This is a genomic window from Rhizobium sp. N731 (genome assembly GCF_001664145.1).
Lineage (GTDB): Bacteria > Pseudomonadota > Alphaproteobacteria > Rhizobiales > Rhizobiaceae > Rhizobium > Rhizobium esperanzae.
Genome location: NZ_CP013601.1, coordinates 2,177,789 through 2,192,031 on the forward strand (window position 1 = coordinate 2,177,789; position 14,243 = coordinate 2,192,031).

The 14,243-nt window shown below is 60.8% G+C and carries 12 protein-coding genes and 2 pseudogenes; 4 read left to right on the forward strand and 10 right to left on the reverse strand.

All coding sequences use genetic code 11. From position 1 onward, the window contains the following. Nucleotides 1-27: 27 nt before the first annotated feature. The 6 genes from AMK02_RS10735 to AMK02_RS10760 all read right to left on the reverse strand — a co-directional run bounded on the left by AMK02_RS10735 (nt 28) and on the right by AMK02_RS10760 (nt 7,069). On the reverse strand, nt 28-561 hold the full coding sequence (locus tag AMK02_RS10735) for an NUDIX hydrolase (RefSeq protein WP_016733049.1): 534 nt from the start codon (nt 559-561) through the stop codon (nt 28-30). 138 nt (nt 562-699) lie between these two features. After that, the gene (locus AMK02_RS10740; RefSeq protein ID WP_064806132.1) at nt 700-1,509 is read right to left on the reverse strand and encodes an inositol monophosphatase family protein; all 810 of its coding nucleotides are present in this window, start codon (nt 1,507-1,509) and stop codon (nt 700-702) included. Nucleotides 1,510-1,554: 45 nt separating this feature from the next. Beyond that, nucleotides 1,555-2,616 carry an ABC transporter ATP-binding protein gene (locus tag AMK02_RS10745; RefSeq protein WP_064802602.1) on the reverse strand — a complete coding sequence of 354 codons (1,062 nt, stop codon included), beginning with the start codon at nt 2,614-2,616 and terminating at the stop codon, nt 1,555-1,557. After that, complete coding sequence (locus AMK02_RS10750) at nt 2,613-4,844, reverse strand: ABC transporter permease (protein ID WP_064802604.1); 2,232 nt, start codon at nt 4,842-4,844, stop codon at nt 2,613-2,615. Before AMK02_RS10750 ends, AMK02_RS10745 begins: the two co-directional genes overlap by 4 nt. Nucleotides 4,845-4,932: 88 nt before the next feature. Continuing rightward, on the reverse strand, nt 4,933-5,958 hold the full coding sequence (locus AMK02_RS10755; protein WP_064802606.1) for an ABC transporter substrate-binding protein: 1,026 nt from the start codon (nt 5,956-5,958) through the stop codon (nt 4,933-4,935). Nucleotides 5,959-6,076: 118 nt separating this feature from the next. Next, nucleotides 6,077-7,069, reverse strand: coding sequence for an ABC transporter substrate-binding protein (locus AMK02_RS10760; protein ID WP_064802608.1), 993 nt, complete (start codon nt 7,067-7,069; stop codon nt 6,077-6,079). Nucleotides 7,070-7,304: 235 nt separating this feature from the next. Between AMK02_RS10760 and AMK02_RS10765 the strand changes: the two genes are divergently transcribed. Then, nucleotides 7,305-8,045, forward strand: a complete 741-nt coding sequence (locus tag AMK02_RS10765; RefSeq protein ID WP_064802610.1) for a response regulator transcription factor — start codon at nt 7,305-7,307, stop codon at nt 8,043-8,045. Continuing rightward, on the forward strand, nt 8,042-10,126 hold the full coding sequence (locus AMK02_RS10770; protein ID WP_064802612.1) for an ATP-binding protein: 2,085 nt from the start codon (nt 8,042-8,044) through the stop codon (nt 10,124-10,126). The genes AMK02_RS10765 and AMK02_RS10770 overlap by 4 nt, the downstream gene beginning before the upstream one ends. Here the strand turns inward: AMK02_RS10770 and AMK02_RS10775 are convergent. Both AMK02_RS10775 and AMK02_RS10780 read right to left on the reverse strand, forming a co-directional pair. After that, complete coding sequence (locus tag AMK02_RS10775; protein WP_064802614.1) at nt 10,123-10,416, reverse strand: hypothetical protein; 294 nt, start codon at nt 10,414-10,416, stop codon at nt 10,123-10,125. The two genes, AMK02_RS10770 and AMK02_RS10775, sit on opposite strands and share 4 nt — an antisense overlap. A gap of 397 nt (nt 10,417-10,813) precedes the next feature. Beyond that, nucleotides 10,814-11,002, reverse strand: a complete 189-nt coding sequence (locus AMK02_RS10780) for a hypothetical protein (RefSeq protein ID WP_064802617.1) — start codon at nt 11,000-11,002, stop codon at nt 10,814-10,816. Between the two features lie 208 nt (nt 11,003-11,210). On the opposite strand from AMK02_RS10780, the gene AMK02_RS10785 reads away from it, so the two are divergent. Beyond that, on the forward strand, nt 11,211-11,615 hold the full coding sequence (locus tag AMK02_RS10785) for a hypothetical protein (protein ID WP_064802619.1): 405 nt from the start codon (nt 11,211-11,213) through the stop codon (nt 11,613-11,615). Nucleotides 11,616-11,773: 158 nt separating this feature from the next. On the opposite strand, the gene AMK02_RS10790 is transcribed toward AMK02_RS10785, so the two are convergent. Continuing rightward, nucleotides 11,774-12,454 (reverse strand): GNAT family N-acetyltransferase, encoded by a 681-nt coding sequence (locus AMK02_RS10790; protein ID WP_064802621.1) that lies wholly within the window; start codon nt 12,452-12,454, stop codon nt 11,774-11,776. Between the two features lie 2 nt (nt 12,455-12,456). Beyond that, nucleotides 12,457-12,971 (reverse strand): annotated as a pseudogene (locus AMK02_RS10795) (MarR family winged helix-turn-helix transcriptional regulator). Nucleotides 12,972-13,038: 67 nt separating this feature from the next. On the opposite strand from AMK02_RS10795, the pseudogene AMK02_RS10800 reads away from it, so the two are divergent. Continuing rightward, nucleotides 13,039-14,232, forward strand: a pseudogene (locus tag AMK02_RS10800) (tetratricopeptide repeat protein); the annotation flags it as partial. Nucleotides 14,233-14,243: the final 11 nt, after the last annotated feature.

Genomic DNA, 14,243 nt, shown 5'->3' on the forward strand with positions numbered 1-14,243 from the left:
TTACCTTGCGTTGAAAGCTGACTGCCGTCAGCGAGGATCGCGCTTTTTGCGACCGCGGACTTCAAATTCGACGAGCAGCGACTTGAGTTCGATCTCGCGAACGCGTCGTGCCGCTTCATCGGGGCTGACCCATTCGAGAATACGCTGTCCTTGTTCCTTGAAGTCATCGTTGATCTCGATGACTTCAACTTGAAACAAGTCGACGATGCAGGGGGCTATGTCGCCATCGTCGAGTTCTTTCAGATAGGTGTAGCGGCCGACCGGCTTCTTCCTCACGGCTCCGCGCACACCTGCTTCCTCCCAGGCTTCGATTGCCGCCGCTTCAAACGGCTTCTTCCCCTTCATAGGCCATCCTTTCGGAATGACCCAACGGGCACTCTCGCGCGATGTAATCACCAGAATTTCGATTCCCGGTCTGTCATCGGTGTAGCGGAAGCAAATCGCGCCGTATTGTTGGCGGAATGCACCGGAAAACAGCTTCGCAGGAACGGCGGCGAGCTGCCGCAGCAATGGCTGGGACTTGTCTGGTCGAGGTTTGCTGCGCTTTCTCGGAGTCTTCATGGCGATTGGGGCTGTTGGGTTTGCTTTATTCCTACTCGCCTGAGCATGCTCGCGACCAGATTATGACAACCAGTTGTATGGGCAACCATTCGCCCTCGGCAGGCGTGGCGCTCGCCGCCACGCTGCGTCTCTCCCGTCTTATTGCCGTCGGAGGGAATTGTGAATCTCCAATAGCTCCGGATATGCGGTACCGTTGCTGGCAAGGACAGGATGCCCCTTAAACAAATCTTCCCCTTCGGTAGGGAAGGGCAGGTACTCGCCCCCAGCTTCTTTCACAAGGCAGTAGCCCGCCATGCAGTCCCAAGCCCGCATGTGAGGTTCATAGTAACCGACAAGACGCCCTGCAGCCACATAGGCAAGCATAAGCGCTCCGGAGCCGTTCCGAATGAACGTGCCGCCGCTGGCAAGCAAGGCTGTTATGATGGCGCCGACAACGTCCGGAGCGACGTGCGTATTGCAGCCGATACCCGTCAGGGCATTCTGTATTGTGCGGGAGGGATCGAGCAAAAGCGTCTCACCGTTCAAGCTCGCCCCAAGGCCACGGGCTGCTGCATAAAGCTCGTTCGCACAAGGCACCTGGATCACGCCGACCACCGGGACGCCCTGGTGCAGGACAGCGACCGAAACGCACCAGGTAGGCATGCCATTGACGAAAGGCGCGGTGCCGTCGATTGGATCGACAACCCAGATGTAGCCGGAACGTCCCGCTTGATGGCCAAACTCCTCGCCGAGGAAACCGTCCTCGGGAATTGCTGCCGCAACCCGCTCGCGCAGGAAGGTTTCGACGTTGCGATCCGCGATCGACACGACATCCTGAAGATCGCGCTTGGTCTCGATCACAAGAGTCTCGCGCTTATTGAAATAATCGAGTGCCAAAGCACCAGCTTCCGCAGCAAGGGATTTGGCCAGGGCGAAGCGTCGTTCCAGGTCGCTGTCATGCATAGTCATATTGCTATCCTTTATTCGCATTCCAAATGTTTCAGGCCCAAATATTCAGGCATTGATCAGCGCGATGCCACGGTTCTCGAACCCGAGTGTGACATCGCTCGCAGGCGCCAGGTTTCTTTCGACGGCATGGTCGATGATAAAGAGCGTGCCAACATCGGTTTCGATCTCATATTCGACATGTCCGCCGAGATAGGAACTATGGAGCACGCGTCCCGGCAGGCCCGGCTGGCCGGCTGCCGCTATGGTGATCGATCCGGGCCTGACGGCAAGTTTTGCCATGCCGGGTTTTGCGCTGCGGCTTGGCAAACGATGGTCCACACCGGCCACGCGGATAAGCGCCTCAGTACCTTCAACGCCGATCACCTCGCAAGGGATGACATTGGCCTCGCCCATGAAATCGGCGATGAAGGACGATGCCGGTGCTTCATAGAGCTCACGCGGCGTCCCGGACTGGGCGATCTCGCCATCTTTCATGACGATGATGCGATCTGACACCGCCAGAGCCTCATCCTGGTCATGGGTGACGTAAACGGCGGTGAAGCCGAGCCGTTGCTGCAGTTCGCGGATTTCCGTGCGCACCCGGCGGCGCAGGCGTGCATCGAGGTTGGAGAGCGGTTCGTCGAGCAGCAGCACCTGCGGCTCGAGCACCAGCGCGCGGGCAACCGCGACGCGTTGCTGCTGGCCGCCGGAAAGCTCGGCCGGCAGGCGATGGCCCATGCCCGCAAGGCCGACGAGATTCAATCCTTCCTCGGCCTTTTCCCGCGCTTCCTTCTTGCCGAGGCCCGACGACTGCAGGCCGTAAGCGACATTATCCAGCGAAGTCATATGCGGAAACAAGGCATAGGACTGAAACACCATCGAGACATCGCGCTCATTGGCAGGCAGCATGGTAACGTCGGCACCGCCGATCAGAATACGCCCGGATGTCGGATGCTCGAGCCCGGCCAGCATGCGCAGCGTGGTGGTTTTGCCGCAGCCGGACGGGCCGAGCAAGGTCACCAGTGTGCCTGGCTCGATGGAGAGGGAAAGGTCCGGAATGGCCGTGAATGCACCGAAAGACTTGCGGACATTCTGGAAGGTGACGGAACCGGGTTTGACGGTGATCATGCGGTTTTCTCCTGACCGAGAGGAACAGAGGGAGCTGAACTGGTGCCGGCGACGCGATTTTCGCGGCGTAGGCGGCGCTCGCCGACGACGAGCTGGAAGCCGGCGATGACAATGCTCATGACCACGATCAGCATGGATGAATAGGCGATCGCCACGCCGTATTCGCCATTCTCGACGAGGCCGACGATATAGGACGTGGCCATGTTGTATTCCGCGCTGACGAGGAAAATGACGGCGCTGATCGAGGTTATGGCGCGCACGAAAGAGTAGACCAGGGCAGCGGTGATGGCTGGCCGCAGCAGCGGCAGGATTACCTTGCGGATCGTGCGGAAACTGTCCGCACGCAAAGTCAGCGACGCCTCGTCCAGGCTCTTGTCGAGCTGGCTCATCGCCGCGATCCCGCCGCGTACGCCGACCGGCATGTTGCGGAAGACGAAGCAGAGGATGAGGATCAGCGCCGAGCCGGTCATCTCGATCGGAGGCAGGTTGAAAGCCATGATGTAGCTGACGCCGATGACCGTTCCGGGAATGGCGAAACTCATCATCAGCGCGAATTCGAAGACGTTCCGCCCGACGAATTTCTGCCGTACGATGATATAGGCCGTGAGCAGGCCCACCGCAGCGGTCAGGGGCGCGGAGACGAGCGCGATTTCCATCGTCGTCCAGAAGGAGTTCCACGCCACGCCGCTCCACGCGACCCCGCCATTGTCGAAGCCGATCGAGAAGGCGCGAGCGTAATGGTCGAGCGTCAGCGAGTTGTCGAGGCCCCAGGTTTTCACGAAGCCGCCGACCAGGATCATTCCATAGACGACGACGGTAAAGACCATCCACGGAATGACTACCGCATGCACGGCAATGGAAAGGCCGCGCGGCAGCGCGATGTGAGCGCCGCTGTCGCCCTTGCCGGTGACCGTGGCAAAGCTCTTGCCGGATAGCCAGAGACGCTGAGCGAGGAATGCCGAGAGCGTGAAGCAGAGCAGCACGATGGCAAGAACGGCCGCGCGCGACGGATCGTTCTGCGATCCGACGACCGCAAAGAAGATTTCCGTCGAAAGCACGCCATGCGTGCCGCCGAGCACGAGCGGATTGCCGAAATCGGCCATGCTCTCGATGAACCCGATCAGGAAAGCGTTGGCGAGACCCGGCTTCATCAGCGGCAGGGAGACGCGCAAGAACGTGCGCCAGCGACCGGCACGCAGGGTCTGCGATGCCTCCTCCATCGACGGGCTGACGCCTTCGACGACGCCGATAAGAACGAGGAAGGCGATCGGCGTAAAGGAGAGCACCTGGGCGATCCAGATGCCCGTCAGCCCATAGAGCCAGCGGCCTGGCTCGATACCCAACAGGCTGGACAAGGCCTCGGTGATGACGCCGGCGCGGCCGAACAGCAGAGTCAGCGCCAGGCCGATGACGAAGGGCGGTGTGATGATCGGCAGGACCGTCAGCAGGCGTAATCCCTTTTTGAACGGAAAGCGCGTGCGCGTCGCCACCAGCGCAAAGCCGAGGCCGAGCAGGGTCGAGCCGGAAGCGGTCATGACGGCGAGAAGGAGTGTGCGCCAGGCAACGCCGCAACGTTCTTCGCCCGCTATGCAGCCGAGGCTCCAAATGCCGGGGTCCTGAATGTTGCGTATAAGGCCATTCGGATTGAAGGAGCCATCGAAGTCCTGCACCGAAGCGATGAACATGCTGCCGATCGGGTAGAAAACGAAGACGATGACGAGAAACGCGAGAATGCAAATCGAGCCGACGATGAAGGCATCTCCCTTCATCGCCCCGCGTTCGGCCAGTCCGAATGCAAAGAGGAGAACGAAGACGAGCGCCAAGAGGACCGCGCCGGCACCCATCGATGGTTGACCCTCGGACAATATGCCGAACAGGTTTTCACTGATTGCCCAGGTCCAGCCGGAAAAGCCGATCGCCAATCCCTGCAGAGACAGGAAGACGAGGCCGACGGCGCCGAGTGAGGCGAGCAAGGTTCCGCGCCGCATCGGATCGCGCACCAGGCGCGCCAAACAGCCGAGCAAAAACAGCAGGACCACGCCGGCAAGCCAAGTTCTTCCATGCTGCAGGATTTGCAGCAGCCCTGGCGCGGTATCGGCGGAGAACGGGAAGGCAGACAGCCACTTGAATCCGAAGAAGCCGCCCTCGATGCGATACCACGGGACCAGGATCAGGGCGGCTGCCCCCAGGCCAAGGACGATGTCCAATCGGCGATTGCCACGTCTCATGGCATACCTCGCTTATTTCACGTTGATGAAATGGGAGAATGGAGCGGCAACCCGGATCCCTCCGGGATGCCGCGCCGCTCATCGATCCTCAGTTGGCAACGGCGCCGACTTCCCGGTCCCAGCGCTCCAGCAGGGCCTTGCGCTTTGCCGGATCGCCATAGGTTTTGAAGTCGTAGTCGATCAGCTTGATGTCCTCGAACTTCGGCGCCTCCTTCGGCACCTCCGCCGATTTGTTCGACGGCAGCTGGAAGGACTTGGCATCCTTCATGCGCGATTGTACTTCGGGCCGCAGCGCCCAGTCGTACCAGATCTTGGCGTTGTCGAGATTGCGGGCGCCTTTGATGATCGACATGGAGCCGATTTCATAGCCGGTGCCCTCGCATGGCGCGACCGATTTGACTGGAAAGCCTTCGGCGGTCTGGGCGACGGCGTCATGCATGAAGACGATGCCGAGGGCGGTTTCGCCCCGCGCCGCCGCCTTGACCGGAGCCGAACCGGACTTGGTGTATTGCGAGACGTTGGCGTTCAGTTTTTTCAGATAGTCGATGGCCTGGTCTTCACCCATGATCTGCACCAGCGAAGCGAGAGCCGTATAGGCCGTGCCCGACGAGTTCGGATTGGCGATCTGGATTTCGCCCTTCAATTCCGGCGCCAGGAGATCGGCCCAGCAGCGGGGCTCCTTGTAACCCTTGGTCTTGAAGATCTCGGTGTTGTATCCCCAGCCGAGCGCACCGGCATAGACGCCGACCGTCTTGAAGCCGGTGCTCTCCGCCTGCTTCTTTGCCCAATCCTGCAACTGGTCGAGCATCGGCGACTTGTATTCCAGCGTCAGGTTTTCCGATGCTGCCTGGACATGCGGATCTCCCGTGCCGGCCCACCAGATGTCGGTCTTCGGGTTGCGAGCCTCGGCGCGTATCTTGGCATAGGTCTCGCCCGACGACAGGCGTACCATATTGACCTTGATGTCGTGAGCCTTTTCGAAGTCGCCCTGCATCTGCTCGCAGATGACGACATCGGCCGAGCAGATGAGGTTGAGCTCGCCGGCGGCCTGGACCGAACCGGCAGCCAGCGCCGTTCCGGCAAAGAGAAGCGTGGAAAGAACTGTCAGTCGCATGGGTATCCTCCTGTTGCTTGCGTCTGAGAGGGTGTTGGGTCAGCGGCACAAGCGCTGCCCGTCGCGGCGCGTCCAGCGCAGCGTGTTGTTAAGTTTCGGATGGAAGTTGGATCCCGGCCTATTGGGTCGGGGAGATCTCGCTGTCGAAGCGCGTCAACAGCCGACTTCGCTCATCCGACAAGCCGAACGTTGCAAAGTCATAATCCACCATCTTGATCATGGTGATGTCGGGCGCGGCCGGCGGCAAAGCCGCTTTGGCGTTCGACGGAACCTGGTTCTGGCCGGCCGCAGCGCCTGTCGCCTGGCCTTCGGGACTGAGGGCGAAATCGACGAATGCCTGGGCGACTCTGGCATTGCGGCTACCCTTGACGATGCTGACCGCACCGATTTCGTAGCCCGTTCCTTCGCAAGGAGCGACGATGACCAGCGGCGCGCCTGCCTCCTTCAGGGTTACCGCGTCATGCATGAACGAGATGCCGATCAGGACTTCACCCCGGGCGGCAGCCTTTACCGGCGCCGAGCCGGACCTGGTATACTCGACGATATTGCGGTTGAGGGCAGCCATGTACCGGAACGCCTCCTCTTCGCCGAGGAGCTGCACGAGTGTGGCCAGCATTGTGAAAGCCGTTCCGGAGGAATTCGGATTGCCGGACTGGATATGGCCGCGATAGACCTCTTTCGTCAGGTCCTGCCAGCAGGTCGGGGCCGGAAGCTTCAGCGCTCCGAGCAGATCGGAATTGTAGGCAAAACCCAAAGCCCCAGCATATATGGCGGCCGACCGTGAGCCGGACATGGCAAAAAAGTTCTGCGCCCAAGGCAGCATATCGTGTTCATGGTCGGGCTGGTATCGATCGAGCAGATCCTCTGAGGCAGCCTGCAGATGGGCATCACCGGTTCCACCCCACCAGACATCCACAGTCGGATGTGATTTTTCGGCACGGATCTGATCGAGTATGTCGCCGGTGCTCTTGCGAACCATGGAGATATCGATACCCGCGCGGGCTTCGAACGCTTTTTCCATGGTCATGCACCAGGCTTCGTCAACGCCGCACAGGACGTTCAATCGTGCCTCGCTCATGCCTTGGCTTGCGCCGCATAGCCAGAAAGCCATGCCCGCAGCAAAAGCGGTGAATATCCTCACGCAAGCCTCCCTTGGAACCTCCCGTTCCAATCTCCACAGCCAGCATGTCAGATCTTCGCGTCACCGCAATCGAAGAATGGTTACCGATTTTTCATCGCCGGGCGGAGCGACGTTACATTCATTACAAATGTGACAAACCTCATCATCAGAGTGTCTTTGAACATTGGCGGCGTCATGCCTATGATGGCGCCGGGAGGATCAAGCGGTGCTGAATCAGAAGGTTCGAATTCTGATCGTCGAGGACGATCCGGATATGGCGGAGCTTATCTCCGATCTCATCGAAGCCGAAGGGTGGATTCCGACCTGCGCGGGATCCGCCGAGGAGGCGACCAATATCCTGGCGCGAGAGCAGATGCATCTGGTGCTGGTCGACCATAACCTGCCGCGGACATCCGGCCGGGCTTTCGCCCAAAAGCTGAGGTCGGAGACCAATATCGGTATCGTCATGGTGACGGCAGCCGGCAGTGCCGCCGATCGTGTTCTCGGCCTGGAAACTGCTGCGGATGACTATGTCGTCAAGCCGTTCGAACCGATCGAACTGACGGCCCGCATCAAAGCTGTCTTGCGGCGAACCGTGCCCTCACTGAAACAGGAAAAGGAGAGTGAGCGGGAGCACGAACGTCCCTCTCTGCTGCTTGGCGATTGGGCCATCGACCTGATGGGCCGCCAAGCCGTCTGCCTCGCCGACCGCAGCAAAACGCTGACGACGGCCGAATTCGCCCTGCTTGAAATCCTTGCGCAGACCCCCAACCAGCCGGTGAGCCGGGCGCAGATCCTCGATCGGCTTGGCTCGGAAAGCGATCGCTACATCGACCGCAACGTCGACGTCCTGGTTCTGCGGCTCCGGCGGAAAATCGAACGCAATCCCGACCTCCCGCGGCATATCAAGACACGACGCGGAAAGGGCTATGTCCTGCATACCGGCGACGGCGAGCCGTCCGCGTGATCAGCCGCTCCTTTCTGTCGTCGATTGCTTTTCGCTTGCCGTTCGCGATTGCGTTTATCTGCTTCCTGGTGTTCAGCCTGTCGGCGATCGCGATCTACGGGCTGCAGCGCGCCCGTGACGAAATGGCAGCCTACGGCCTGCAGGCCTTCACGAGCCTCGCCAAGGCCTCGCTCGTTTCCCGGCAAGTCTCCGATCTGGTGTCGAGCGCGCCCTTCCTGATGAACTCGACCTCGCCATACCGGGTGGCGAGCGAGAGCCGCGCTGTCGTGCTGCAGGTCGACAGCCTCCTGAAGACGGCCGCGCCTCATGGAGCTGACCAGGCTGCCCGCGGCTTTGCGAGCCCGAGGATGGTTGAGCTTCTCGATCTTATCAGGACACAGACGCTTGTGCTTGCCAGGGACGCCGACGCCGCCCAAAATCACAAGGCTGAAGCTGCCGCGGCGCTAGGGGAGGTGGCGACCGGCAAAGGCATCGTCGATCACGAGCTGCGCCGTCAAGTGAATGGAATCGTGCAAGCGGCTTCCACCTCCGACAGTCTTTTCCAGCTCGGTGAACTTCGCAGACGATACGTGGCGGATACGATGGCCGCGCAGGGAAGACCCGAGGCATCCGAGCTTCAGCCGTATGAGCGTGTATTCGAAGCTCAAACACGATACCTCTTGAACATGTTTGCGATCCGGGCGGCGGTCGCAAAACTGCATTCCGTCTCCCGTGACCTTTCCCACGCAACGGAGACGCAAAGCGATGCAGTTGCACGCCAACTGAACGACGATCTGCTTTCGACCTCCGATGCCTTGAGCCGGCTGCTGGTAACCGTGGCCTTGGCTTTCCTGCTCGTGCTCGTCATGGCAATATTCTCCATCCGGTCGGTCATGCGTGTGTCACGGGGCATCGTGGCGCTGTCGAACGGCATGAATGCGCTCGCCAAGGGCGAAAACGAAGTGGGTCCGCCAGCCTACCGTGGAAATGAAACCGAGCTTGTGCGTCTGCTGGACGCCTTCCGCGCCTTCAAGGACAGCGTGGATCGCGTGTCTCGATTGAGACGCACGGCAGAATCCGCCGCTCGCACCATCCGTTCAACCTTTCGCAATATGAACGAAGGGATTGCGCTTTTCGACAAGATGGGGCGACCGATCACCATGAACAGGCGGATCATCGAATTGTTCGGCCATTCGGGTTCCGCGCGCAAATTGCCGCTGCGCCGGTTTGTCGAGCCGGTGCCGGAGATCGATCCCGCCCTGCTGCCCTCCGATCCGGAGCGCGGCACTTTGTTAGAACGTGCAGTCATCCGCCATCGCACCGGCGACCAGCGGGTGATCGAGATCTCCATGTCACGACAGCCGGAGGGCGGCATTGTTCTGCTGGCACGCGACGTCACGTTGATGGATCGACAGGAGGCGGAAGCGGCAAAGGTTCAGCGACTGGACGGCATTATGCGCATGACGCATCAGGTGAGCCACGAAGTGGGCAACATGATCGGGATCATCACCGGCAGCCTCGGCCTTCTCGAGCGTGAAACCGGCTTCAACGATCGGCAGAAACGCAACATTGCGCGGATTCGCAAGGCTGCCGAGAGAGGACGGTCGCTGGCCGGCAGCATGCTGTCGATCGGCAGCCAGCAGCCGTTCTATCCAAGCGCGGTGGATGTCGGCAGCCTCCTTCGCGGAATGGCCGATATCCTGGAGATCGCTGTCGGCGCAAAGTGCCACATCAAGCTGGAACTGGATGCCGGCCTGCCGGTCGTATCGCTCGACGCGGCCCTCTTGGAGCAGTCCGTTCTGAACCTCTGTCTCAACGCTTCGGCAGCGATGCCGACAGGAGGAGTTATCGTTATCGGTGCAACGGCAACCAGAGACACATTGGTGATCTCGGTGACCGACAACGGCATAGGCATGAGCCCAGAGGTCGTAGACAGAGCTTTCGAACCCTACTTCACCACACGAGGCGTACATGGTGGAGCAGGGCTTGGCCTGGCCATGGTTTACGGATTCGTCCGTCAGAGCGGCGGAGAGGCATCTATCTGTTCCTCTCCCGGGCAAGGAACGACCGTCAAGCTGAGCTTCCCCACAGATTTGCGCTAGTTCGCATCGCCGCCGAAAATCCGTGCGAGCAGGATGCCGGTGACGAGCATGCCGGCCGCCACGAAGATCGTATCGCCCGGCGTGCCGATATAGAGCGGCCCGACATTGGCAAACAGCAGGAAGGCAATGAGGAAATTCGCCCAGCCCCAGACGACATTCGCCGTCGGCGAACTGGGCATTGCAAATGGAGTGCGGAAGCGCCGGCCGCTGACACCGTTGACGAAATGCGGGATGCCGTTGGTCAGAAAGGCGGCTGCAATGAAATGGGCGATATAGGCGATCCAGGGCAAGGGCTTCTCCGTTGCTGCGAGTGGCGTCAACGGAGAATGTGGCCGGCAATGTGATGCCGGCAAGAGGAGCCTGGAAAAGCGCGTTCGCGCAATATCCCGTCCCCTGGTTCACGACGAAAATCGGGTCATTGCCTTTCATCGCTGGAACGACGGCGAAGAGTTTCTCGTCGTGGGATCATTGAACGATGCTCATCTCCGATGACGGCTACTGGCTGCACAGCGAACGGGTGGGGGATGGTCTTGGCAGGAGCTCTTCAATACTGACGCCGGCCAATATAGCGGCTGGACATCGGCAATCGCGGAGACAAGATCAGAGCCACGGCAGAAGCGCTGCACGCCGTATTGGCTGCGTCAGGCGTGCTGGTCTTCCGCAGGCTTTGATGGGAGGCGGGAGCGGTCAGGCGAAGCCGAGCGGCAGGTTTTCCGGTTTCCTGTCGGCCCCATAATCGCGCTCGTGTGGCGAGCGGCGGCGGCTGTCACGGCGTGAGGAAAGGTCGATACGGTTTTCGGCGAAGATCCCGTCGGCATAGGTGCCGGTAGCAGGGCAATCGGCGTCGATCTCAGGAGCAAAGATTTTCAGGATCATCGGGGTTCCTCCACGGCGCAGCATCAACACGCGGAAAGGCCGCGTGGTTCCGATTATAGAAGCCGAATTATTAATAAATTAACCATAAATGGCGACCAAGAGTGAGCTGGTGCGCCCCCGGCGCAACATGCACCCGATCGAAATGCTATGCTCGCTGGAACTCCTGATGTTGCTCGCCGTTGATCCGGCATGAACACAGGAGGTTTCCATGCAATTGATCGACGCACGCGTGACACAGTCGGGCGACTTTTTCATCGTCGAATTCCTGGGCGAGGGAGGAGAATCGGTTACCGTCAAAATCGATAATTCCCATGGCGAGCTCGACGGCTCGACGGCGCTCGACCACGCCAAGGTGATGATGGTTCAACTGACTGCCTTTCCCGTCCGCAACGCCGACGGCAGCATCAACCGTTACGACGCCTTGAGCAACGGCAACTTCGACGAAGGCAGCAAGGGTTTGGTCGGCCAGCCGAGCGCACGTTCGACCCGTGATCGTGAAACGCTGGAAGAGGAGCTGAACGAAGGCCTCGAGGATAGCTTTCCGGCCAGCGATCCCGTTTCGGCGACGGTGTCGTCCATTCCGCCAACGCGCCGCGGCACTGATCTTGGTTGACCCAGCCGCCGGCCGCCCCCATTCGTGGGCGGTCTAATTCGCCGCGGGCTGTTTCAGCCCGGAAAAATACTGGCAATTTGCAGTGCTGCCAGCGGCGGTGCGCTATGACCAGTGAACACGTGCTTGAGCCGTAGGAAACGCTCGTTCAATTGACCCTTTCAAGTGGGACGCTTGACTACGCACATGTTCATCTCCGACCGAACGACGAAGCCGTGGGCCATATAGAGAGAAATGGCCGATGTGTTGCCCGCATAGGCATGCAGATAGGCGGTGTCGCCGCCGGACGCTATTTCGTCGGCCACGAAGCGGAAGAGCAGGCTGCCGAGGCCGCGCCCCTGGAAGTCGGGATGGGTGCAAAGCCCGCTGAGCTCGATAAAGCCGATCTGCCGCATGCGCTGACCGGCCATCGCAACGAGACGACCTTCTTGCCTGATCCCCCAGAAGCGGCCAAGGCTCTGCGCACGCAACGTGAATGGACCCGGTTTGGTCAAGGTCGCCAATTCGAGCATATCGGCGGCGTCAGCCTCTGTCAGCGGCTGGATGTGGGGATCCGAAATTTTCTCGTGAGGCCGCTCGGCCACCATCTGGGTGACCGGTGCCTCCATTAACACAACAAGACTTGGGGGAATGGCGATCGGTGCGGCCTCGACCAGAAACATCCTTTCCTCGCCTGATGGCAGTTTTTCCAGGGCCCCGAGGCTTTCCGGCGTATCGTCGGCGGAGGCCGCGAAGGGGACGATGGACGGCGGATATCGCCGTGCGTGCTGTCCGCCTTCGGCGAAATCGGCATGCGCAGTCTGCAGAGCGCTCCAGATCGGCCGGTCGAGCACATGGTTCATTGTCATTCCTCCTCATTGGCGTCTGAGGGTAGGCGCGACGTCCTATTTGCGCCGCGGCGTATGAGCGGCGCCGCCGCAAGCCCATCCTCGATCGCCGCAAGTTGCTCGAGGATCGGTCCATCGAGGTCGCCGCAGAGATCCGCAACGGCAGCCGCCACGCGCGGCCAGATCGTCGTCTTCGAATGGTCGACGAGTTTCCGGCCCTCGTCGCTCAGCGAAACCAGCTTGCGTCGCTGATCGTCCGTCGCCGGCTGCATATTGACGAAGCCCAATTCGAGAAGCTGGCCTATGGTCCGCGTCACGCCGGGCTGGCTGATACCTACCGCCTGCGAAAGCTCGCCGACCGTCAGCGGTCCGGCCCGGTCGATTGCCGCCAGGAACGGATATTGGCCGGCCTGAATGCCCACTCCGCCTCGTCGATGACCTGCTGCGTATCTGCCTGCAATCTCTCCCCGATGCGTCGCAGCCGACTGCCCAAACACAGAAAACCCAGTGTTCGGACCACATCCTCGACCATGCCACCCTCCTATCTGGTCCAGAATTATATAACGTGTTATGTATTTGGCCAATTGGGACAGGGGAGCCTGAGCGGCGTGAAGCGAAAAACCTTGCCGCTGCCTGATAAACCGTCGATCGCCGTGCTGCCCTTCCTGAATATCGGCACCGATCCCGAACAGGAATCCTTCGCGGACGGGCTGACGGAAGACCTAATCACCGACCTCTCCAGGATGCCCGGCCTGTTCGTCATCGCCCGCAACTCGGTCTTCGCCTATAAGGGCAAGGCGATCGAGGTACGAGGGATCGCTGAAGAGCTCGGCGTGCGCTACTTGCTTGAAGGCAGTGCAAGACGTGCTGCCGGGCGCGTTCGTATCAACGCCAAGCTGATCGACGCCGTCAGTGGCGATCATCTCTGGGCGGAACGTTTCGACCGCAGCCTCGACGACATCTTCGCGGTTCAGGACGAGGTGACGGGCAGGATCGTCGAGGCGCTGCTCGGCCGGCTGCACGCACCGCCGCCGCGAAATCGGCCGAAGAACCTCGAGGCCTACGATCTTTGCGTGCGGGCGCGCAAGCTCATGGACGATTCCCCGCAGGCGGCTGAGGAAGCGTATTTGATGCTGACGCGCGCTGTCACCCTCGACCCCCACTATGCCGAGGCCTATCGCTGGCTTGCCACGAACCACTGGATGGGATGGGTCCATAGCGGCGGGCCGACGGAATCGAACCGCGACGTTGCTTTGCAGTTGGCGCGCAAGGCTGTTGTGATCGATCCCAACGATGCCGGCTGCCGTTGGGTTCTGGCCTATCTGCTTGCCTATGAACGCGATTTCGCCGAGGCGGATGCGCAATTCGCCAAGACAATCGAACTCGACCCGAACGAGGCCGACACCTTTGCCGCATTATCCGACATCACGGTCCTGGCCGGGCGGATTGACGAGGGCCTCGAACATGCTCGCAAGGCGTTCCGGCTGAATCCCTTTCCGGCAAGCTGGTATTATCTGGCGCTCGGCCAGGCGCAATATGCAGCCGGACAATATGAGGCCGCTGTCGAGACGCTGCGTCGCGACGAAACCGATCGCACGAGCTCCCGTCGTTTCCTGGCGGCAAGCCTGGCTCAGCTTGGACGGCTCGACGAGGCGCGGGCGGAAACCGAGCTCTTCCTTGTCGCCAACCCAGGCTTTTCCACCCGCCGCTGGGCTGCGACCGAACCGTTTCGCGACGCCCGGACGCTTGGCCATTTCGTGGACGTCTACCGCAAGGCCGGCCTACCGGCTTGAAGCGGCCGGCC

What these genes read in the sequence shown, in the direction of transcription:
- AMK02_RS10740 (WP_064806132.1), bottom strand. Translation starts at nt 1,509, where the DNA reads ATGACTATGCATGACAGCGACCTGGAACGACGCTTCGCCCTGGCCAAA.
- AMK02_RS10760 (WP_064802608.1), bottom strand. Translation starts at nt 7,069, where the DNA reads ATGGCTTTCTGGCTATGCGGCGCAAGCCAAGGCATGAGCGAGGCACGA.
- AMK02_RS10735 (WP_016733049.1), bottom strand. Translation starts at nt 561, where the DNA reads ATGAAGACTCCGAGAAAGCGCAGCAAACCTCGACCAGACAAGTCCCAG.
- AMK02_RS10755 (WP_064802606.1), bottom strand. Translation starts at nt 5,958, where the DNA reads ATGCGACTGACAGTTCTTTCCACGCTTCTCTTTGCCGGAACGGCGCTG.
- AMK02_RS10785 (WP_064802619.1), top strand. Translation starts at nt 11,211, where the DNA reads ATGCAATTGATCGACGCACGCGTGACACAGTCGGGCGACTTTTTCATC.
- AMK02_RS10745 (WP_064802602.1), bottom strand. Translation starts at nt 2,616, where the DNA reads ATGATCACCGTCAAACCCGGTTCCGTCACCTTCCAGAATGTCCGCAAG.
- AMK02_RS10750 (WP_064802604.1), bottom strand. Translation starts at nt 4,844, where the DNA reads ATGAGACGTGGCAATCGCCGATTGGACATCGTCCTTGGCCTGGGGGCA.
- AMK02_RS10780 (WP_064802617.1), bottom strand. Translation starts at nt 11,002, where the DNA reads ATGATCCTGAAAATCTTTGCTCCTGAGATCGACGCCGATTGCCCTGCT.
- AMK02_RS10790 (WP_064802621.1), bottom strand. Translation starts at nt 12,454, where the DNA reads ATGAACCATGTGCTCGACCGGCCGATCTGGAGCGCTCTGCAGACTGCG.